Below are 19,522 nucleotides of genomic sequence, written 5' to 3'. Positions count from 1 at the left end.
CCATAGTTGCGCTTTGTTCGTCGCAAGTCAAGAATCCGTCTTGACATAGCCGGTTAGGCCCTGCCAGCATCGTGTGCGGTCCTGAAGTTCTGGCCGTACATATCGGCCGTGCCCGGCTATCTCGAAACCCGGCAATCCCGAAACGAGGAATGAAGCATCGTGCAGAACCTCACCCGCAGGCGCGCCGTCCTGGTGGCCCCCGGATCCGACGAACGCAAAGCACTGAAGGCTTTGAAGTCGAACGCCGACGAGGTGGTCCTCGATCTCGAGGACGCCGTCGCACCGGCGAAGAAGGCTGCGGCCCGCGATCTCGTCTCTCGCCTCGTGCGCGAATCGGACGGCTCCCGTGCAGTCTCCGTCCGCATCAACGCGCTCACCACACCGTGGGCAGCGGACGACCTCGCCGCATGTGCCGAGCTCGGCCCCTCGTTGGCGAGCATCGTCGTTCCCAAGACCGAGACACACAAGGATCTGCAGGACGCCGCGGACGCCGTCGGGACCGTCCGACTCCAGGCGCTGGTGGAAACACCGCGCGGGGTACAGAACATCGATGCGATCTCACGGGCCGATCACCTCGATGCGGTCATCATCGGCTACGCCGATCTGGGTGCCGCACTGGGACGTTCCCGCGGAGCCCTCCCCGAGCACTGGCTCGCCATTCAGGAGGCGGTCCTCGTCGCCGCTCGCGCCGCAGGTATCCAGGCGATCGACGGCCCCTTCCTCGGTATCGCCGACGACGACGCATTCCGTCACTCGGCGTCGTGGACGAGCGCCCTCGGATTCGACGGCAAGTGGGTGATCCACCCGAACCAGATCTCCTCTGCCGCCGCGGCGTTCACTCCCTCGAACGCCGACGTCGACAATGCGCGACGAGTGATCGACGCACTCGCCGACGCGGAGGCGGCCGGGAACGGCGCCGCGCAACTCGACGGTCAGATGCTCGACGAGGCCGTCGCAGTTGCGGCACGACGGGTTCTCGCACAGGTGGGTGGACAATGACGATCACGCAGACGTACGTCGGTGGACCGTATTTCGACGAACTCGAGATCGGTCAGGTTTTCGATTCGGCTCCTGCCGTCACTCTGACCAGCGGCCTCTCGGCCACCCACCAGGCGATCCTCGGCGACCGGATGCGGCTGCCACTCGATACTCACCTGTCGCGGGCGGTCACCGGAGCGTCCGAGGGGGTGGCCAACCCGGGACTCGTGTGTGACCTTGCGATCGGACAGTCGACGGTGGCCACCCATCACGTGAAGGCCAACCTCTTCTACCGCGGCTTGCGGTTCCACCACTTCCCGCACCTCGGTGACACCCTCCATACCCGCACGGAAGTAGTGGGATTGCGCGAGAACTCCGCGAAACCCGGGCGGAAGCCCACGGGCCTCGCCGCCCTTCGGATGACGTCGACCGATCAGGACGGCCGGACGGTCCTCGACTTCTACCGCTGCGCGATGCTTCCCCTCTCCGAAAGCCCCGATGAGAATCGCGTCCGGAAGGCGGACGACCTTTCGGTCGTCGGACCGCAATCGGAGCAGCCCTTCAACGCACCGGAGGGATGGGATCTCGGCGTGTACCGCGAGAAGGTGCCCGGCGAACATTTCACTCCCGCCCTCGCCGGTGCGGTGTTCCGCAGCAGCGGTGATGTGGTGTCCAGCGCACCAGAACTCGCACGCCTGACTCTCAACATCGCGGCCACCCACCACGACGAGCGCGTCGGCGCCGACGGCCGGCTCGTCTACGGCGGCCACACGATCGGGATCGCCCTCGGGCAGGCCACGCGCGCGCTGCCCAACCTCGTCACGGTCCTGGGCTGGAAATCCTGCGACCACACCGGTCCCGTCCACGAGGGCGACACCCTCACCAGCGAACTCGAGGTCGAGAGCGCCGAGGCGTTGCCCGGCGGTGGCGGCGTAGTGCATCTGCGTTCACTCGTGTTCGCGCACAACGTCGCAGCCTCCGACGTTCCCGTTCTGGACTGGCGCTTCACCGCCCTCATGGCCTGATCTCCACCATCAAGGAGCTTCTCTCGTGACTGCCCACACTCCCCTTGCCGGACTTCGGATCGTCGAGGTCTCCAGCTTCATCGCGTCCCCCCTGTGCGGGCTGACGTTGTCTCAGCTGGGGGCCGAGGTGATCCGGGTCGACCCCGTCGGCGGCTCAGCCTGCTACAAGCGCTGGCCGGTCACGAGTGACGGCGAGAGCATCTACTGGACCGGTCTCAACCGCGGTAAGCGGTCCGTGGCCGTCGACATGCGCAGCCCCGAGGGGCAGGAACTGGTGCAGCAACTGGTCACGGCCCCCGGCGCGGGTGGCGGAATCCTCGTCACCAACGCCGGTGGCCGTGACTGGCTCGCCCACGACGCGCTCAGCGCCCTGCGCTCCGACGTCATCACCCTCGAAGTTCTCGGTGGCACCGACGGTTCCCCCGCCGTCGACTACACCGTCAATGCGGGACTCGGTTTCCCGTCCATCACCGGTCCCACCGATCATGCCGGTGTCGTCAACCACGTCCTGCCCGCGTGGGACGTGGTGTGTGGGCTGTACGCCGCGCTGGCCGTTGCCGCCGCCGTCCGGCACCGCGACGCCACCGGTGAGGGCACCCACATCCGCCTGCCGCTCGAGGACGTCGCGCTCGCCACCGCAGGCACGCTCGGCTACCTCACCGAAGTCCAGATCAACGGCACCGGCAGGCCGGCGACCGGAAACTCCGTCTACGGCACCTACGGAACGGATTTCACCACCAGCGACGGCGAACGGTTCATGATCGTCGCCCTCACCCCACGTCACTTCCGTGACCTTGTCGCCGTCACCGGAACCACGGCCGCGGTGGAGGCACTCGCCACCGCACTCGACGTGGACTTCGCACGCGAAACCGATCGCTTCACCCACCGCGACGTCCTCACAGCCCTGTTCGCCCGCTGGTTCCGCGAACACACCGCAACCGAAGTGGCCGAGGCACTCTCGAAGACGTCCGTGCTCGCCGAGCGCTACCGTACCTTCGAGGAAGTGGTGAAGTCCGGGGAACTCGAGAAGAACCCGATGTTCACTCCCCTCGATCAGCCGCGCATCGGCACCTACCTCGCCTCCGGGCATCCCGCGTCGTTCGACGGCCACCACGCCACCGTCGCACCGGCATCCGCGGTGGGAGAAGACACCGCACAGGTCCTGAGGGACTGGCTCGGCACGCCGGAATCCGACATCGCCGCGCTGCACGAACGCGGAGTCGTCGCCGGCTGAGCGGAAGAACTACTGCGCCTCCACCAACTCCCAGCCGGTGCTGAGATCACGCACGAGGTCGGGGATACGCCGGACGATGCGTTGGGTGTCGACGAAGTCCCGGAACGGCATCGCGAGAATCGCGTGCATCTCTCCGGGACGTGTCTCCACCAGCCGCTGGTAGGACGGAGCGATGTCGCTGACGATGTACTCCCAGCGTGGTTTTCGGTCGGCCCAGTTGAAGCCGGGCAGGGGTGCCCGCAGTCGCAGTTGCCGTCCGTCGATGTACCCGGTCACCGACAGCGGTGCCGCCTTTCCCGGCGACCTCGAACCGGGGACCGACGGTTGGGCGGCCACCGTGGTGGCGTAGGTCAGCGCCCTTCCCACTCCGTCGCGGGCCGCGGAGGTGGTGTCCCACTGGTCGGCGATGATCTGGTTCTGCTCGCGCGACGCCATCCGGAACAAGGCATCGGAGTATCCGGACTTCGTGCCCGAGAAGACACCTTCCCACGCGATCCTGGCGTTGTCGTCGAGCAAGCGTGCCGCCGCGAATTCCTCGACTGCTGCGCGTCCACCGTTCAGGTACGCCTCGTGCATCGGCACCATGTCGAAGTAGATGTGCTTCTGCATCATCAGCAGTCGCTTCTGATACCAGTCGACGTCCTCGGCAGTGATCGACGGCCCGATGGTTGCCAATGTCCTCACATCGGACGGTAGCAACGACAGCGCCTCGGCGGGCAAACCGCGGATCGACGATGCGACTGAGTTACCGAGGGCGTGGATGGCATCGACGTCGAGCACGGTCCTGCCCATGTCGAGGTCCCAGAAACCGGCGGCGAAAGAACCGCCGGCCATGCCCGCCATGCCCGACCAGTAGAGTTCGGCGCGCTCGCGTTGATAGCGGCCGTAGTTCTCGTAGACGCGATCGACGACGGTCGCATTGGCGATCAGTCCGGCATTCGGATCCCACGTCGCCAGATCGATGCCGGACGCTTCCGCTCCTCGGGCCAGCCAGTACTGGTGCAGCAGTGCCGAATACCGCACCGGGGCAATACCGTCGGACCTGGCCGAGGACAGTGCGGTGCCGAGGGCGGCCGGGTCGGTGGGCAGTCGTGGGTCGAGACCGCCGATCGCCTCTGCGTCGGCGTTGGACGGCACGAGATCGATCAGACCGTCGTATCCAGCGGCGTGCGCGACGCCCTGGCCCGGGACCGCCAGGGCTGCCACCCCGAGAAGTGCAGTGAGCAAGGCGCGAATCGCTGGTCTCCGACGCGAAGGCCGGTGGTCGGGCAGGCGCATAGAGATATCGAACAACATATATGTGATGCGGCGCGGTCGAATGGCGGAACTGTCCCGCTTCGATCAGTCGGTCAGGCGGCCCAGCACGGACGAGAGGATCGTGTGCGCGTCGGCGATGACCGCCTCGATGGGCTGAGGTTTCTCCGACAACACCCACTGCTGCGCGATCATCAGGACGGCACCGACGAGCCCGGTGGCGAGGGTGTGCAGATGGGGATCCGGCGCCCGATCGATCGCCGGATTGATGACGAAGAGAACGGCGTCGACGAACTCGAGGGTGACCCGGCGATAGGCGCGGTCCACTTCCGGCCCGACACCCAGAACCTCCTGGAACGCGATCCGCGAAATTCGGGGATCCTCGGCGACGGACTCGAAGAATGCGGTGAGGGCGCCTCGCACTCGGGTGTCGAGGTCGGCGGGGTCACGGCCGGCCCCGGCGAGCACATCCTCCCGCAACCGATCGGTCACCGTGCCATATGCCGCGAGCAACAGCGCCTCGCTGTCGGTGAAGGATTCGTAGAAGTAGCGCTTGGTGAGCCCGGCGACCGCGCAGATCTTCCCGACCGTCGCCGAGCGGTATCCGGTAGTGCCGAACACCTCGACCGCAGCGTCGATCAAGCGCAGTCGGCGCTCTTCCTGGCGTTGCTGGGGTCCCGCACCGCGGTAGGTGCGACCGGGTTCCTCGAGCCTGGGCGAACTCACGACCCAATATTGACACTGACCGGTTCCAGATACAAACTGACACCAAACGGTGCCAGATAACTACGCCAGGAGATCACCATGCCCACGCTCAGGAACAAGGTCGCGCTCATCACGGGCGCCGCGCGGGGCATCGGGGCAGACACCGCCCGTGCGCTCGCCGCGAAGGGCACCAAGCTCGTCTTGATCGACCTGGATGCTGCGCCCCTGCAGGCTCTGGTCACCGAACTCGGCGACGACGTTGCCCTCGCCGCCGTCGCCGACGTGTGTGACCTGCCCGCGATGCAGAGAGCCGTCGACGCCGGGGTCGCGAAGTTCGGTGGCATCGACCTGGTGCTCGCGAACGCCGGAATCGCCAGCTACGGCTCGGTGTCGCAGGTAGACCCGGCCACCTTCAAGCGCGTTCTCGACATCAACATTCTCGGCGCCTTCCACACGGTCCGGGCCGCGCTCCCGTCCGTCATCGAACGCAAGGGCTACATACTCGTCGTCTCCTCGCTCGCCGCATTCACCGCCGCACCCGGCCTCGCCGCGTACTGCGCCAGCAAGGCCGGGGTCGAGCATTTCGCCAGCGCCCTCCACCTCGAGCTCGCTCACCTCGGTGTCGCGGTCGGATCGGCGCACATGTCGTGGATCGACACGCCACTCGTGCAGGACGCGAAGGCGGATCTGTCGGCTTTCAATCAGCTCCTCGCCGTTCTGCCCGGCCCCCTCGGGAAGACGACGTCGGTGCAGGCGTGCGTCGACGCCTTCGTTCATGCCCTGTCTCGCCGCAAGCGCCGCGTGTACGTACCCCGCTGGGTCGGGCCGGTGGGCTGGTTCAAAGCGGTGGTCACCTCCAGGATCGGCGATCGCGCGGTCCTGCCCCACATCCCGCGGATTCTTCCGTTGATGGACGAAGAGGTGGCCGCACTCGGCCGGTCCACCTCCGCGCGCAACGTTGCGCTCGACGACGTGGCGGTCGACCCGTCATGACTTCCACCGACACCGCCGCCGGCCTATCCGACACCGAGCGCGCAGTCGAGCATCTCGATGTGATCGTGATCGGCGCCGGCCTCTCCGGGATCGGTGCCGCGTACCACCTGCAGGACAAGTTCCCTCGCCGCACGTACGCGATCCTCGAGGGCCGCGACGCGATCGGTGGCACCTGGGACCTGTTCCGGTACCCCGGAATCCGTTCCGACTCCGACATGTACACCCTCGGCTACCGGTTCCGGCCCTGGGAGAACGACAAGTCCATCGCCGACGGCTCCTCCATCCTCGAGTACGTGCGCACAACGGCCGCCGAGGCCGGCATCGATCGTCACATCCGGTTCGGACATCGGGTTGTCCGGGCCGAATGGTCGAGCGCATCTTCGATGTGGACGGTCGAGGCCGAACGCACCGACTCCGGCGAGAAGATGACGCTGACAGCGGATTTCCTCTTCTCCTGCAGCGGCTACTACCGGTACGACGAGGGCTACACCCCGGATTTCCCGGGGCTGGAACGATTCGACGGCCAGGTAGTGCATCCCCAGCAGTGGCCCGACGATCTCGACTACGCCGGCAAGCGTGTCGTCGTCATCGGTAGCGGCGCGACCGCGGTGACTCTCGCGCCGTCGATGGCGGCCGAGGCCGAGCACGTCACCATGCTGCAGCGCTCGCCCACGTACATCCTCTCCATGCCGGCCGAGGATGCGCTGGCCAACCGCTTCCGCAAGCACCTTCCCGCGCGCGTCGCCTACGCCCTGACACGGCTGAAGAACGCGTCGGTCGCGGTCGCGATCTACCAACTGTGCCAGCGTTATCCGGAGTTCATGAAGGGCCGCATCCGGCAACTGCAGACGAAGTGGCTTCCTCACGGTTACGACATCGACACCCACTTCACGCCGCGATACAACCCATGGGATCAACGTTTATGCCTCGTCCCTAACGGAGACCTGTTCCGCGCCATCCGTCACGGTCAGGTGTCGATCGTCACCGATCACATCGACAGCTTCACGACGAACGGCATCGCCCTGAAGTCGGGCGAGGAACTGAAGGCCGACATCGTGGTGACCGCCACAGGGTTGAATCTGCTTGCCTTCGGCGGAATGACACTCGCCGTCGACGGCCGCGACGTCGATCTCGCGGACACGATGGCCTACAAGGGCATGATGCTCAGCGGCGTACCCAACTTCGCGTTCGTCATCGGGTACACCAACGCATCATGGACCCTGAAGGCCGACCTCGTGTGCGAGTACGTGTGCCGTCTCCTCGAGCACATGGACGAGAAGGGGTACACGAACTGCGTGCCCGAACGTGACGCATCGGTCGACGAAGAACCATTCCTCGACTTCGCTGCGGGGTACGTACTCCGCTCGGTGGAGTCGTTCCCGAAGCAGGGCTCGAAGGCCCCGTGGCGGCTGCGCATGAACTACTTCCGCGACCTCGTCACCTTTCGCCACGGCAAGATCGTCGACGACGCGATGACCTTCCGGGGATCACGACCGCCCCGTTCGCTCACGACAGGACACTGACGCAGGAGCAGTTAGGGGGCGGGAAGGATGTCCGCCGGTAGCGTCCATTCGGGTGGGATGGCCGTGGCCAGCTGACTGACGACGGGATTGTCGGTGGTGTCGAGACGCTCGATCAGCTCGCGCACCGACACCTGGTCCGGCGCAGGCGTCCGCTCGGGACCGAACGCGCCCTCGACGTCCGATGTGTGCTGCTCCTTGCTCCCATAGGTGTTGGCGGCCACCGAGAAGTCGGGACCGAACGAGGCCGATGCGACGATGTCCGGTCCGTAGTCGGACCAGCCCCATTTGGTGCCGACGACGGAGGGAAGCGTGCTCGTTCCCCAGTCCTGGGTCGTTCCGTCCGCCGCGACGGGGGCGGCGGTGGCCATCCAGCCGAGAATGGGACTCGACGGGTCGGTGGCCTTCTTCGCCTCCAGGAAGGTGACGGTGTCGGCCGTGCTGGTGCTCGAGTTGCCCCAGAAGGCGGCGCCTCGCGTTGCAGTGAGACCGTACTCGCTGGCAACGGCGTCGATGGAGTGCGGATATTTGGCGTACGCCTGGGAGGCGGCGCCGTCGTCGCTGTCCCGAATCATGCGCTGACCGAGCTCACGGTCCTCGGCAGAACCGTCTCCGTGCCGGAGCATGTAGTCGGCCACATACAGTTTGACGGTCGACAGGCCGGGTCGGGCCTCCGCGGAGTTGGCGGTACCCACCCGCGTTCCGCTGGGTGAGTGCGCGAAGGACAACGAGGTACGGTCGGGGACGGTGTCGAACCCATCCGGTGAGGGAGCGGCGTTCACCGAACCGGCTTGGGCGGCCACTCCACCGCCGAGGAGGAATGCCACGGCTGCACAACGCGCGCAGAGCTTCTTCGCGCCTGCGGGGGTGAAATGGGGAAGATTCATAGTTGCGGGTACCCGCAGTGGGGACGGTGACACATCCCGACCAGCGCGAGCAGTGCCCGCCGCGAACAACTTGACGTGCTTCTGAGTGTGATAGCTACCGTGGACTGAACGTGTCAGGTCACCGGCCGGATCCTGGTTTGGCGAGTAGACGATGCGCTGCCGCCTTGACCGCGTCCGGGGTCACCGTGTTCACCGCCGCCATCGCCTTGGACATGATCGACCCGGCCACTACTTTGCGCTCACCCTTCATCATGGCCTCGTAGCCCTGCTTGGCAACGTCGGCGGGATCATCCTTGGGACCTTGACCGAGCTTGGTGTCGTCGAGCTCGGCGCGGCTGAAGAAGTGGGTGTCCGTGGGCCCGGGCATCAGCGACGTGACGGTGACCGGGCTGTCTTTCAGTTCCCCTTGAAGCCCTTCCGCGAACGACTGCACAAACGACTTGGAAGCGTTGTAGACGGCTTGATACGGACCGGGCATCGTGGAGGCCACGGACGAGGTGATCAATATCCGCCCCGCCCCACGGGAGACCATGTCGTCGAGCACGAGTTTGGTCAGGTGCACGGTCGACCTCACATTGAGATCGATGATCGCGAACGTGTCGGCGAGGTCGGTGTCGACGAACGCACCGCCGTGTCCCACACCGGCATTGAGCGCAGCGGCAGCGAGCGGGCGGCCGTCTGTGGTGATCGCCTCCCACACAGACGCCACACCCTGTTCGGTGCGCAGATCGGTGCGCACGGGAATCACACCGGAACCCGTCGACCTCAGTTCGGCGACGGCGGAGTCCAGGGCGTCGGAGTCCGCCACGACGACGAGGTCGTAACCGTCCTTGATAAACAATCTGGTCAGTTCGAGCCCGATCCCCCGCGACGCTCCGGTGACGAGAGCCAGTGGGCGTGCCATGGTCATAGTTCTCACCCCTCACTGGGAGAAACAGTCGGCGATCACGGTGCCGATTACCCGGGTGCCGGCATCTCACACCGGCATATTTCCTCACACCGGCAGATCAGGGGTGCAGTCGGAGTTGTGCGGGGAACACAGGTCACCGACGATGGAACAAGACTCATCTGACGCAGGTTTCCGCACACCTCACCGAGGAGAAGGCACCATGGTCGATTCCGGACGAGCACTCGACACCGTTCGCAGCGCATTCGTGGGCCCGTTCCGCATTGCCGCGTCCGTCCGCCATGCACGGGTGTTCCACCCCAAGGGGCTGGTTATCGGCGGCACAGTCGAGTTCAACTCGTCGTGGTGGCCGGGGCGTACCCGCATCTCGTTGCCGGTGACCGCGCGGATGTCCGGTGGAATCGGTACTCCGTCCATGATCCCCGACGTGCTGGGTCTCGCTCTGCGGATCGATCTGGACGAGGGCCCCACGCCGTGGGATCTACTGTTGGCGAGCTCGGGCACCTCGTCGCTGACCCGCATGCTGCCGCTTCCTGCCACGGGATGGAACACCGCCCGATACAGCAGTCTCATGCCGCTCTCCTCGACGGGCGGACCGCCCACCTGGGTGGTGGCCGAACCGGTCGGTGAGCACCCACCGACGACGTCTATCAACGCACTCGCCGATGCTCTCGCGATCGCGCCGCTCGTGTTCTCCTTACAGCTGGCTACTTTCACCAATTCACCGACGCCGTCAGGACGTGTCGTACTGAGCGACGTGCGTGACCTCGCGGATGACGAACAGCCGTCTTTCGATCCGGTAGTGAACTGCCCACCCTCGATCGCGCTGCGGCCCGAGTGGCTTGCCGCAGCGCGGATCGGGGCATATCGGGGCAGTCGCCGAGGTCGGGGCGCTACCGACGAATAGCGGTCACGGTTTGTCCGGGTCGAGCGCTTCCTTGACCTTGCCGACGAGACCCTTTTCCGTGCCCAGTGCGCTCGAGGCCGGTTCACCCAGGCTCCCGTCGTATGTCGCATAGAGCTTCGGATCCGGAGCGGGCGCACCGCCCTTGCCGCCCAGCGGCTGCGGGTCCGCGAGGAACCGATTCTCGTGAACTCCGTCGGGTGCCGGACCCGACGCCCATCGCCCCTGATCGGACATCGTGCCATCGGACAAGTGCCACAACGTTTCTGCGTGCTCGCTGCATTCTTCGTCGAACAACGCGTTCGGTGCGATACTGCCCTCGAGTCCGTCCGCCTTCAACTCCTCGATGGCCGACAACCACATGTTCTGATGGTAGGTATCCCGGGCAAGGTTGAACTTCAACATGTTCTTCACGCCCGGATCGTCGGTCATGTTGTACAACCGGGCCGTCTGCAGGCGTCCTTGCGCCTCTGCGGTGACGTTGGCGTAGAAGTCCGCGAGCAGGTTGCCGCTCGCGACGATGTACCGGCCGTTCCACGGCACCCCATTGCTGTCGGCCAGAACCGCGCCGCCCCCGGAGATGATCGCCTGCTGGGGGTCCATCCCGCCGAGGACCGCCGCCACGACGGGATCCGCTCCCGCCGCCTTGGACGATTCAGTGGCCGGTGCGCCCTCGAGCAGTCTCGCGACCATCGTGGCGATCATTTCGACGTGACCGATCTCCTCAGTCGCGATATCCATGATCAGATCCTTGTACTTGCCGGGCATTCGACAGTTCCAGCCCTGCATCAAATACTGCATGGTGACGGTCATTTCACCGTAGGCACCACCGAGAAGCTCCTGCAGTTTACGGGCATACACCGGGTCCGGCTTCTCCGGAGCGACGTCGAACTGCAGATAGTCGGTATGACGAAACATATGGCAACTCCCGATCGTCGATGTGTTTGCCTTCGCCGCATACCTCGGTTCACCATTTCCAAACCGGGCGGACTGATAAATTGCGGAACTTTCGGAGCGCTCTTCGCCCACGGTCAGGGACGTGGGTTCGTTCGGGTCCAACGCTGTCTTTCGTTCCGTGTTGCCGCGGTACACCGTCTGCACGCGGCGACGCCGAGCTCACCGGTTTCTGCCAGCCACAGCGCTTCACTCCATGGCACATGCGGGAAACGGGCGAGACGGGCGCGCGACAGTTGCACACCGCACAGGGTCTGGTTGGCGCCGGGCGTCCACGCATGTGTGTCGCCACTCGGGTAGCGGATGCCGTCGTCGTCGGTCCATCGACTCGACGCGGCCACCGCAGGTTCCGTACGTCTGGCCATTTCTCTCGCGTTCCCCGACGTCTGCGGGCGAAAACAGGAGGAGGAAGCGGGAGCAGGTTTGTGTTCCCGGCGTGGGGGTAGGCGTTCGGCACACTGCCGAACACTCGAAAAGGAGAACAACGATGCCCCGGTCACTTGCCGACCAGAGTGAAGCCGAACTCGGTGGTCCCCACAGCGTCCTGACCCTCCAACGACGAGACCATCAGGAACTCGATGTGCTGCTCCAGCGCATCGACAAGTGCGGTGGCAGCCGTCGTCAGGACGAGCTGACGTCTTTGTGCCGTCTCGTCTTTCCGCACGCGTTCGCGGAGGAAGCCGTGTTGTGGCCGCTGGTGCGCCGCACAATTCCGGACGGTGAGGAGCTGACCCTGCAGATCGAGCAGGAGCATCAGGAGATCAACGAGTTGTTCACCAAGCTCGAGACCTTGGACCCGGACACTCCGGAACATCAGCAACTGTTCACCGAAATCACCGCACTCCTTCATCAGGACGTGCGGGATGAGGAGGACGTACTCCTGCCGAAGCTCCAGGAGGCACTCGACCCTAGGGCGCTGCGCCGGGCCGGATGGATGTGGCAGGTGATTCGCTACACCGCTCCCACGCGGCCGCACCCGACGGTCGCCCGACGCTTGCCCGGAAATGCTCTCGCCGCTCTGCCTCTCACCGGGCTCGATCGTTCACGGGATCGTCTGGATCACGTGTCCCGCCGGGCACCGTCCCCGCTGGCAGCGGGGTGTCGTCGAACGAGCCATGCGCTCGCGACGGTCGCCGGTGCCATCGAGCACCTGCCGCCGTTGCGTAGCGGCGAAGATCCCTCCACCCGCACCTGACCCTGGTTTGCCACCGGTCACCCTGTTTGCAACCGATTACACGGGGTAGGCGTTCGACATGAGTACAAGCGACGATGCACTTCCGCTGCCCGACTACGACCAACTCACGCTGGGGTCGATAGAACACCGGATTCGTTCCCTCGACCTCGACCAGGTGAAACAGATTCTCGAGCACGAACGGTCCACCGCCCACCGACCGCGAGCCGTCGAAATTCTGACCGCTCGCATCAGTCAGTTGGAATCGGGGGCCGAGCCCTCCGGCGGTGACCCGACCAACGCGCCGCCGGTTGCCGGGGCGGCAGGCGGTTCTCCCGTGGATCCGTCCCACTCACCGTCCGACAACACTCCGCTGCGCCACGGTGTCGCGGAACAGACCCCCGCGCGCGGAAAGCCCTGAAGCGCACCATATCCTGACACCGCCGCCGCCCCGGGTGCGCACAACACCCGGGGCGACGGTCCATTGTGGCATCCCGTCAATCTCGCGGTGGCGGCGTCACTTCCACTCCGCCGGAGTCGTGTTCGGGCCCGGCGGCAGGGTTGTCGGCGGGTACGCGGCTACGGAACGCCGCCGCCTCGCTTCGTTTGCCGGCGTCGGTGCCCTTCTCCCCGCGGTACGGTCCTGGCTTCGGACGCGGCTTCCCGCCCGGGAATGCCAACCGCAGGATCGTCCGGTGCACCATTCCCCACTGCTGCATCAACGGTCCCGAGTTGTACGGCAATTGGTACCGTTCGCAGATGTCCTTCACCTTCGGTGCCACCTCGGAATAGCGGGTGCTCGGCATATCCGGGTAGAGGTGGTGTTCGACCTGATACCCGAGGTTGCCGCTGATGATGTGGAACAGCGGGCTGCCGTCGATGTTGGCGGCGCCCACCAGTTGACGCACATACCAGCCGCCCCGGCTTTCGTCCTCCACATCCTTCTCACTGAAGGTGTACGTCTGATCCGGGAAATGACCGCAGAAAATGATTCCGTGCGCCCACACGTTACGGATGATGTTGGCGGTGAAGTCGGCCAGCGCGGTGGCGAGAAACGTCCGCTCCATCCCGGGCAACATGCGGTCGAATACGTCCGCGACCGACGACCACCGGCCGCGAGCCCGCTTGCCGCGCAGCAGTCGGCCCGCTTTCGACGTTGCCGGCTGACCGAGTCGCCCGCGGGCGGCGAGTTGTGCGAGCCCGAAGGCGCCTGCGCTGATCAAGGGCCAGCCGACATAGTCCTTCACGACCTGGGCGCGAGCCTTTCCGCCGATCCCTTTGAGGTCCTGCCACACGTCCTTCAACGGCTTCTCACCGGAGCGGACCGCCTCGAGGTCCATGTCGTGGAGCGCGACACCCCACTCGAAGAACGCCATCAGCACGACGTTGTAAAAGGGCTGGGCGAGATAGACGGGGTGCCACCGCTGGTTCGGGTCGATCCGCATGATCTCGTATCCGAGGTCTTTGTCCTTCCCCCGGATATTGGTGTACGTGTGGTGAATGTAGTTGTGCGAATGCTTCCACGCCTTCGCGGTCGACGCCGTGTCCCAGTCCCACGTGGACGAATGGATGTAGGGGTCGTTCATCCAGTCCCACTGGCCGTGCATCACGTTGTGGCCGATTTCCATGTTCTCGAGGATCTTCGCCATCCCCAGACAGGCGGTTCCGGCCAGCCAGGCAGGTTTGCTGACCGAACCGAGCAACAGAACGCGACCGGCGACCGCCAGCTGACGTTGCGCGGCGATGACGGACTTGATGTATCTGCGGTCGCGTTCACCGAGATCGCCGTAGATCTCGTCGTGGATGGCGTCGAACTCGCGTCCGAGCGCCTCGATGGTGTCGTCACTCAGATGTGCGAGCGGGCTCTCGATGTCGATACTCACCAGCAGGTCCTTCCCCTATTTCACAGCTCGATTTCGATGTCACCTTCTGCGGTGTGAACGCAGGTGCGGACCGCCTGTCCGACGGCGTCGTCGACGACGTCCCCGGTTCGCAGGTCACGGAGCCTGCCCGATTTCAGTGTCCCGACGCACGTGTGACAGATCCCGATGCGGCATCCGAACGGGAGCGTCAAGCCGGCGTTCTCCCCGGCAACGAGGATCGGTGTACCCCCGTCGACCTCGGTTTTCACGTCGCTGTCCGAGAAGTGGACTTCACCTCCCTCACCGCCGGCGTCATCGCCACCGATCACGGGCTGAAAGCGTTCCATGTGCAGGCGCTGCGGATCGCCGTGGTCGTTCCAATGCTCCACCAGCTGATCGAGCATCTCGCCCGGACCGGACGCGAACACCTCGCGTTCACGCCAGTCGGGACAGAGTTCGGCGAGCGCGTCCGGTGTCAGCCGGCCGTCCTTGCCGGTGAGGCGGAGCACCAGCCGGAACCCGTCGTGGCGGCGGTCGAGATCGCGGAGCGTCGAATCGAACATGACCTGCTCCTCGCTGCGGGCCGAGTGCGCGACGACCACGTCGTCGACCGCATTCTTGTGGTCGAGGCTGCGGAGCATGCTGATGATCGGTGTAATACCGCTGCCGGCGCTGATGAACAGGCACTTGTCGGGCAAGGGGTCCGGAAGGGTAAAAGTGCCTTCCACCTCACCGAGACGCACGATGTCTCCGGGGCGGATGTCGCGGACGAGATACGGCGACACCGTGCCGCTTTCCACCAGCTTCGGCGTGACGCTGATCAGCCCGTCATCCGGGTCGGGGTCCGAGGTCAGCGAGTAGGCGCGCCAGTAGTAGACCCCATCGAGGACGACGCCGAGGCGCACATACTGGCCGGCCTCGTGCCCGAACCACTCGTATTGGGGACGGATCACGACGGTGGCGGAGTCGGCGCTGGCAGGCTCGACCCGCTCCACCCGCCCCCGCAATTCACGGGTGGTCCACAGCGGATTGATGAGCTCCAGATAGTCGTCCGGGCGGAGAGGGCTGAACAGGTGCCGCACCGCGCGCAGCATGAATCTGCGCACTACGGGAACTTTGGGACGAGCACCGCGTTCCGCCATGACGACCACCGTAACTATTCGGCACTGCTCGGGTCAGCGTTCCGGGCGCGATCGGGTGAGAAAATCCGTCGGCGCGAATACTCCTGATGTGATTAACGCTGTTGTTCTTCGGGTACCGCGTCGGGTTCGGCAGTGTTCCCATCGCTCTCGCGAAGTGCTCGTCCCTGCTCGATGTACTTCTGGTACTTCTCGGCATTCTTGTCGGACACGCGGGTGTCGCGCGGCGGAAGCTGCAGTTCGTCTTCCGCCGGCAGTCCGGCCTGCAGTTCCCGGCCTCGCTCGAGTTCGGAATCGAGCTCGGCTCCGAACAGCAACGCCAAGTTGGTGATCCACAACCACAGCAGAAACACGATGACCCCGGCGAGAGAACCGTACGTTTTGTTGTAACTGCCGAAATTCGAGACGTAGAGACCGAAGAGGACCGACGCCACGATCCACGTCACGATCGCAAGAAATGCGCCCGCACTGATCCAGCGGAATTTCGGCTGCTTCACGTTGGGTGTCACGTAGTACAGGATCGCGACTGCGACGACGACCACTCCCAGCACAAACGGCCACCGGGCAATGTTCCACACGGTCAGGGCAGTGTCGCCGAATCCGATGGCGTCACCGACTGAACGGGCAACCGGCCCACTCAGCGCCAGCATAACGGCCGCCACCGCCACGAGCAGGAGTCCGATCAGAGTGACCAACAGCATCAACGGTCGCAACTTCCACACCGGACGCCCTTCGTCGACCTCGTACATGCGGTTCATGGCGCGGCCGAACGCGCCGATGTAACCCGACGCCGACCATACGGCGCCGAGGAGACCGAAGATCAATGCCACACCGGCAGTGGGTGTTTGGACGAGCTGGGCGATCGGGTCCCGCAGGGTGTCCACGGCGGAGGAGGGTCCGAGGTCGTCGACGATCTGCAACACCGAATCTGTGGTGCGCTGTCCCTGTCCGAAAACGCCGAGAAGCGACACCAGCGCGAGCAGGGCAGGGAACAGCGACAGGACGGCGTAGTACGTCAACGCGGCCGCAAGATCGGTGCATTGATCGCGACCGAACTCGTGCGCTGTCTTCCGCAGAACGTACCCCCACGACGGTTTCGTCAGATCCGCGGGCGAGTCCGGTTTGCGGGGATCGTCGGGATCAGGTTCGGCTTGCTTTTCATCGACCATCGTCTTCTCCTACCCGGGAATCCCCTCCCGGAAACGGCGGCGGAACTGGGTTTCGCGGCTACGGCCGCGCCTCGTGCCTGGGTTGCCCATGCGTTCGACGGGATTCCTTCATTTCGGACTCGAACACGTGCCGACGGCCGCCGCACAGCTGGCCGCGCACGGTGGCCTCACAGTCCCGGAAGGTAGACCAGTAGTGGTCGTCGAAGTCTTCGACGATCTGGAACGTCCATCGCCCGTGCAGGACGTTGCGGCCCACCAGCTCCTTTTCCACCTGCTCGGCGATGTCGTCACGACCTGCCTCACGCAGCTTCTGGACCGCCTCGTCCAGCATCAGGTCGGCATGACCGATCAGCTGATGGAAGTCGTACAAACGTCCGCGGGCACGTTCCACCGTCTCGAGGGCCTCGGACAATTTGCCGGCCGCGGCGACCTCTTCGTCCGTCGCCTGCTCTGGCCTCGCATGGTCGGGGGGATTCGGGGTCTGCTGGTCTGTCATGGAGTGCGTGTACCCGATCCGCCAGGCTCGTACCACCGACAGGGCGTGAATCGGCCCTTTCCGGCTGTTTCCGCCCGCAGGAACCGGGTAACGCGGAACAGACGAAGGGAGGATCCGTGCACTACATCGACAAAGCGAGAGAGCAGCTGGTCGACCTGGTCGGCAAGGTGGTCGACTCCACCGCCGGCAGCGGGAACAGTCAGACGTTGACGATCAGCAGGTCCCGCTCGGAAGTCGAACAGTTCTGGCGTGACCCCGGGAGATTGTCCGATGTGCTCGGCGATGTGGCCGAGGTTCGGTCGACCGAACCCAATAACTACGAGTGGACGCTGAATCCCGGCGCCGACGAGCCCACGAAGTGGAATACCACGCTGGTGGAAGACGACGGCAGGCTGCGGTTCGTCGGCGAGACGGGTGAGGACTCCACTGCCCAGGACTCCACCGACGATCCACCAGAGGTCGAGCTCACGTTTCGCGACGCACCGCACGATCTCGGTACAGAGGTGACGATCCGGGCGAAGACGCCGGTGCCCGACATTCTCACCGGCGCAGCGACATTCAAGGTTCTTTACCGAGCCCGCGCGCTCTTGCAGACCGGCGAACTGCCCACTCTCATGCATAACCCGAGCGCGCGTCAGGCCGCTCGTTGAACGAGGAGAACCCATGCGTGCACTGTGCTGGAACGGCGTCAACGATCTGAAAGTCGAGACCGTCGACGACCCCGAACTCGTCAATCCACACGACGTCATCGTGCAGGTACGGCTGACCACGACCTGCGGTTCCGACCTTCATTTCATCGACGGATACCTGCCGGGTATGCGGGAAGGTGACGTGTTCGGTCACGAGTTCATGGGCGAAGTGGTGGACGTGGGCCGCGAAGTGACCGACACCAGGGTGGGCGACCGCGTGGTCGTTCCGTCGTTCATCGGATGCAACTCGTGCTGGTACTGCGAGCACGACTTGTATTCGGTCTGCGACACGACGAATCCGAATGCCGAACTGCAGCAAGCGGTCTTCGGCTATCCCACGGGCGGCATTTACGGGTACACCCACCCGTTCGGCGGATATCAGGGCTCTCACGCCCAGTACATCCGCGTGCCGTTCGGCGACGTCAACTGTTTCACCATCCCCGACGGCATCACCGACGAGCAAGCCCTGTTCCTCTCCGACGCCGTCCCCACCGGCCTCATGGGCGCGGATTTCTGCGACATCTCGCCCGGCGACACGATCGCGGTGTGGGGCAGCGGGGGCGTCGGACTGATGGCCGCACACACTGCCCGTCTCCTCGGCGCGGAACGGGTCATCGTCATCGATCGTTATCCTGAGCGACTTGCGTTGGCACGTCGGGAGTTCGGTGCGGAAACCATCGACTACACGTCCGTCGACAGCGTGCAGGAGTCGCTACGCGAAACCACCGGCGGGCGGGGCCCGGACGCGTGCATCGACGCTGTCGGCATGGAAGGGCACGGCACCGGACTGCAGCAACTTTACGACCGCGCCAAACAACTGTTGAGGCTCGAATCCGACCGGTCCACCCCGTTGCGCGAAGCGATCCTCGCCTGCCGTAAGGGCGGGATCGTGTCTGTCCTCGGCATCTACGGACTGACGGACAAGTTCCCGATGGGTGTGGTGACCAACAAGAGTCTGACGATCCGGACGGCGCAGCAACACGGTCAGCGGTACATGCCGCGGATGTTCGACTACGTCCAGCAGGGCGACCTCGATCCCTCATATCTGATCACCCACGACATGTCCCTAGAGGAGGCAGTGCGCGGATACCAGGTGTTCAAGAGCAAGCAGGAAGGGTGTGTTCGGGCCGTTTTCCGGCCGTGACAGCCAATGTTTCGGTGACTACTCGATCGGGCACGCAACAACTATGAGTATCGAAGATGGTCCTGGTGACACCCTCAACCCAGCCGAAAGCCTCGACCCCGACGACGTGCGGAACAACGACGGCGACGACGTCGTGGACCCGCCGGAGCACTGGAGCGAGGCCGACAAGTTCGGCATGACACCGCGCGAAGAGCGTGAAGGCGAGACTCTCGACGAGAAATTGTCCGAGGAAGAGCCCGACGTCGAGGTCGAGGTTCCGCCGGACATTCCCGTGGCCGCCGCACCGGACGACTCCCTGACCGAGGAGGACGTCGACCGAGTCCTCGACGACGACGTCGAGATTTCGGGCGAGGGCAGAAAGTCCGCGGAGGTCGTCGACGGCGTGATCGTCGAAGATTCACGGGTCGACAAAGGTCAGGTCGACGGCACTCCCGAGGACGGCGACTCGCTCTTTCCGATCGTGGATTGACAACGCACTCGGCACAGCGAAC

20 protein-coding genes are annotated in these 19,522 nt (G+C 65.0%); 11 read left to right on the top strand and 9 right to left on the bottom strand.

All coding sequences use genetic code 11. The annotated features are described in order from the left end of the window. The first annotated feature begins 159 nt into the window (after positions 1-159). From L1080_RS28665 to L1080_RS28655, 3 genes are read left to right on the top strand one after another with little or no spacing between them, the layout of a single operon-like run. Positions 160-999, top strand: a complete 840-nt coding sequence (locus L1080_RS28665; protein WP_250767383.1) for an HpcH/HpaI aldolase/citrate lyase family protein — start codon at positions 160-162, stop codon at positions 997-999. Beyond that, entirely contained in the window at positions 996-2,003 is a 1,008-nt protein-coding gene (locus L1080_RS28660) for a MaoC family dehydratase (RefSeq protein WP_250767377.1), read from the top strand. The genes L1080_RS28665 and L1080_RS28660 overlap by 4 nt, the downstream gene beginning before the upstream one ends. Before the next feature lie 25 nt (positions 2,004-2,028). After that, complete coding sequence (locus L1080_RS28655) at positions 2,029-3,237, top strand: CoA transferase (protein ID WP_109334248.1); 1,209 nt, start codon at positions 2,029-2,031, stop codon at positions 3,235-3,237. 9 nt (positions 3,238-3,246) lie between these two features. Here the strand turns inward: L1080_RS28655 and L1080_RS28650 are convergent, their stop codons facing one another. Together L1080_RS28650 and L1080_RS28645 are read right to left on the bottom strand one after the other, a co-directional pair. Beyond that, entirely contained in the window at positions 3,247-4,464 is a 1,218-nt protein-coding gene (locus tag L1080_RS28650) for a hypothetical protein (RefSeq protein WP_250767375.1), read from the bottom strand. A gap of 114 nt (positions 4,465-4,578) precedes the next feature. Next, positions 4,579-5,217, bottom strand: coding sequence for a TetR/AcrR family transcriptional regulator (locus tag L1080_RS28645; protein WP_250767372.1), 639 nt, complete (start codon positions 5,215-5,217; stop codon positions 4,579-4,581). A gap of 78 nt (positions 5,218-5,295) precedes the next feature. Here L1080_RS28645 and L1080_RS28640 point away from each other — a divergent pair, with 78 nt between their 5' ends. Next, positions 5,296-6,189: an SDR family oxidoreductase gene (locus L1080_RS28640; protein WP_250767369.1), complete on the top strand. Its 894-nt coding sequence runs from the start codon at positions 5,296-5,298 to the stop codon at positions 6,187-6,189. Continuing rightward, positions 6,186-7,712 carry a flavin-containing monooxygenase gene (locus tag L1080_RS28635; RefSeq protein WP_250767366.1) on the top strand — a complete coding sequence of 509 codons (1,527 nt, stop codon included), beginning with the start codon at positions 6,186-6,188 and terminating at the stop codon, positions 7,710-7,712. Before L1080_RS28640 ends, L1080_RS28635 begins: the two co-directional genes overlap by 4 nt. Before the next feature lie 11 nt (positions 7,713-7,723). Here L1080_RS28635 and L1080_RS28630 read toward each other — a convergent pair whose 3' ends face one another. Next, positions 7,724-8,596 carry a hypothetical protein gene (locus L1080_RS28630; RefSeq protein ID WP_250767364.1) on the bottom strand — a complete coding sequence of 291 codons (873 nt, stop codon included), beginning with the start codon at positions 8,594-8,596 and terminating at the stop codon, positions 7,724-7,726. Positions 8,597-8,714: 118 nt separating this feature from the next. Further along, positions 8,715-9,506: an SDR family NAD(P)-dependent oxidoreductase gene (locus L1080_RS28625; RefSeq protein ID WP_250767360.1), complete on the bottom strand. Its 792-nt coding sequence runs from the start codon at positions 9,504-9,506 to the stop codon at positions 8,715-8,717. A gap of 199 nt (positions 9,507-9,705) precedes the next feature. Here L1080_RS28625 and L1080_RS28620 point away from each other — a divergent pair, with 199 nt between their 5' ends. Further along, on the top strand, positions 9,706-10,410 hold the full coding sequence (locus tag L1080_RS28620) for a hypothetical protein (protein ID WP_250767357.1): 705 nt from the start codon (positions 9,706-9,708) through the stop codon (positions 10,408-10,410). 3 nt (positions 10,411-10,413) lie between these two features. On the opposite strand, the gene L1080_RS28615 is transcribed toward L1080_RS28620, so the two are convergent. Continuing rightward, entirely contained in the window at positions 10,414-11,325 is a 912-nt protein-coding gene (locus tag L1080_RS28615; RefSeq protein ID WP_250767354.1) for a manganese catalase, read from the bottom strand. A gap of 523 nt (positions 11,326-11,848) precedes the next feature. On the opposite strand from L1080_RS28615, the gene L1080_RS28610 reads away from it, so the two are divergent. Continuing rightward, entirely contained in the window at positions 11,849-12,556 is a 708-nt protein-coding gene (locus tag L1080_RS28610; RefSeq protein WP_250767351.1) for a hemerythrin domain-containing protein, read from the top strand. Positions 12,557-12,614: 58 nt separating this feature from the next. After that, positions 12,615-12,953 carry a hypothetical protein gene (locus tag L1080_RS28605; protein ID WP_159923157.1) on the top strand — a complete coding sequence of 113 codons (339 nt, stop codon included), beginning with the start codon at positions 12,615-12,617 and terminating at the stop codon, positions 12,951-12,953. A 76-nt stretch (positions 12,954-13,029) separates the two neighbouring features. Here L1080_RS28605 and L1080_RS28600 read toward each other — a convergent pair whose 3' ends face one another. From L1080_RS28600 to L1080_RS28585, 4 genes are all read right to left on the bottom strand, one after another. After that, entirely contained in the window at positions 13,030-14,415 is a 1,386-nt protein-coding gene (locus L1080_RS28600) for a fatty acid desaturase family protein (protein ID WP_250767348.1), read from the bottom strand. A 20-nt stretch (positions 14,416-14,435) separates the two neighbouring features. Beyond that, on the bottom strand, positions 14,436-15,536 hold the full coding sequence (locus L1080_RS28595; protein WP_250767344.1) for a ferredoxin reductase: 1,101 nt from the start codon (positions 15,534-15,536) through the stop codon (positions 14,436-14,438). A 92-nt stretch (positions 15,537-15,628) separates the two neighbouring features. Then, a complete protein-coding gene (locus L1080_RS28590; RefSeq protein ID WP_159923151.1) occupies positions 15,629-16,702 on the bottom strand; it encodes a YihY/virulence factor BrkB family protein in 1,074 nt (357 codons plus the stop codon). A 58-nt stretch (positions 16,703-16,760) separates the two neighbouring features. Beyond that, positions 16,761-17,198 (bottom strand): hypothetical protein, encoded by a 438-nt coding sequence (locus L1080_RS28585; RefSeq protein WP_250767342.1) that lies wholly within the window; start codon positions 17,196-17,198, stop codon positions 16,761-16,763. A gap of 116 nt (positions 17,199-17,314) precedes the next feature. Here L1080_RS28585 and L1080_RS28580 point away from each other — a divergent pair, with 116 nt between their 5' ends. From L1080_RS28580 to L1080_RS28570, 3 genes are read left to right on the top strand one after another with little or no spacing between them, the layout of a single operon-like run. Further along, the gene (locus L1080_RS28580) at positions 17,315-17,848 is read left to right on the top strand and encodes an SRPBCC family protein (RefSeq protein ID WP_159923147.1); all 534 of its coding nucleotides are present in this window, start codon (positions 17,315-17,317) and stop codon (positions 17,846-17,848) included. Between the two features lie 13 nt (positions 17,849-17,861). Continuing rightward, positions 17,862-19,031, top strand: coding sequence for a zinc-dependent alcohol dehydrogenase (locus L1080_RS28575; protein WP_250767340.1), 1,170 nt, complete (start codon positions 17,862-17,864; stop codon positions 19,029-19,031). A 43-nt stretch (positions 19,032-19,074) separates the two neighbouring features. Then, positions 19,075-19,500 carry a hypothetical protein gene (locus L1080_RS28570; RefSeq protein WP_159923143.1) on the top strand — a complete coding sequence of 142 codons (426 nt, stop codon included), beginning with the start codon at positions 19,075-19,077 and terminating at the stop codon, positions 19,498-19,500. The last annotated feature ends 22 nt before the right edge of the window (positions 19,501-19,522 follow it).

Source organism: Rhodococcus sp. MSC1_016 (assembly GCF_023667485.2).
Lineage (GTDB): Bacteria > Actinomycetota > Actinomycetes > Mycobacteriales > Mycobacteriaceae > Rhodococcus_F > Rhodococcus_F oxybenzonivorans.
Note: the sequence above shows the minus strand (reverse complement) of the source record. Positions and strands in the feature narration are given on the sequence as shown.

Excerpts from the sequence above, each read along its gene's own strand:
- L1080_RS28660 (WP_250767377.1), top strand. The coding sequence starts at position 996 with ATGACGATCACGCAGACGTACGTCGGTGGACCGTATTTCGACGAACTC.
- L1080_RS28640 (WP_250767369.1), top strand. The coding sequence starts at position 5,296 with ATGCCCACGCTCAGGAACAAGGTCGCGCTCATCACGGGCGCCGCGCGG.
- L1080_RS28635 (WP_250767366.1), top strand. The coding sequence starts at position 6,186 with ATGACTTCCACCGACACCGCCGCCGGCCTATCCGACACCGAGCGCGCA.
- L1080_RS28630 (WP_250767364.1), bottom strand. The coding sequence starts at position 8,596 with ATGAATCTTCCCCATTTCACCCCCGCAGGCGCGAAGAAGCTCTGCGCG.
- L1080_RS28625 (WP_250767360.1), bottom strand. The coding sequence starts at position 9,506 with ATGACCATGGCACGCCCACTGGCTCTCGTCACCGGAGCGTCGCGGGGG.
- L1080_RS28620 (WP_250767357.1), top strand. The coding sequence starts at position 9,706 with ATGGTCGATTCCGGACGAGCACTCGACACCGTTCGCAGCGCATTCGTG.
- L1080_RS28615 (WP_250767354.1), bottom strand. The coding sequence starts at position 11,325 with ATGTTTCGTCATACCGACTATCTGCAGTTCGACGTCGCTCCGGAGAAG.
- L1080_RS28610 (WP_250767351.1), top strand. The coding sequence starts at position 11,849 with ATGCCCCGGTCACTTGCCGACCAGAGTGAAGCCGAACTCGGTGGTCCC.
- L1080_RS28605 (WP_159923157.1), top strand. The coding sequence starts at position 12,615 with ATGAGTACAAGCGACGATGCACTTCCGCTGCCCGACTACGACCAACTC.
- L1080_RS28595 (WP_250767344.1), bottom strand. The coding sequence starts at position 15,536 with ATGGCGGAACGCGGTGCTCGTCCCAAAGTTCCCGTAGTGCGCAGATTC.
- L1080_RS28590 (WP_159923151.1), bottom strand. The coding sequence starts at position 16,702 with ATGGTCGATGAAAAGCAAGCCGAACCTGATCCCGACGATCCCCGCAAA.
- L1080_RS28585 (WP_250767342.1), bottom strand. The coding sequence starts at position 17,198 with ATGACAGACCAGCAGACCCCGAATCCCCCCGACCATGCGAGGCCAGAG.
- L1080_RS28575 (WP_250767340.1), top strand. The coding sequence starts at position 17,862 with ATGCGTGCACTGTGCTGGAACGGCGTCAACGATCTGAAAGTCGAGACC.
- L1080_RS28570 (WP_159923143.1), top strand. The coding sequence starts at position 19,075 with ATGAGTATCGAAGATGGTCCTGGTGACACCCTCAACCCAGCCGAAAGC.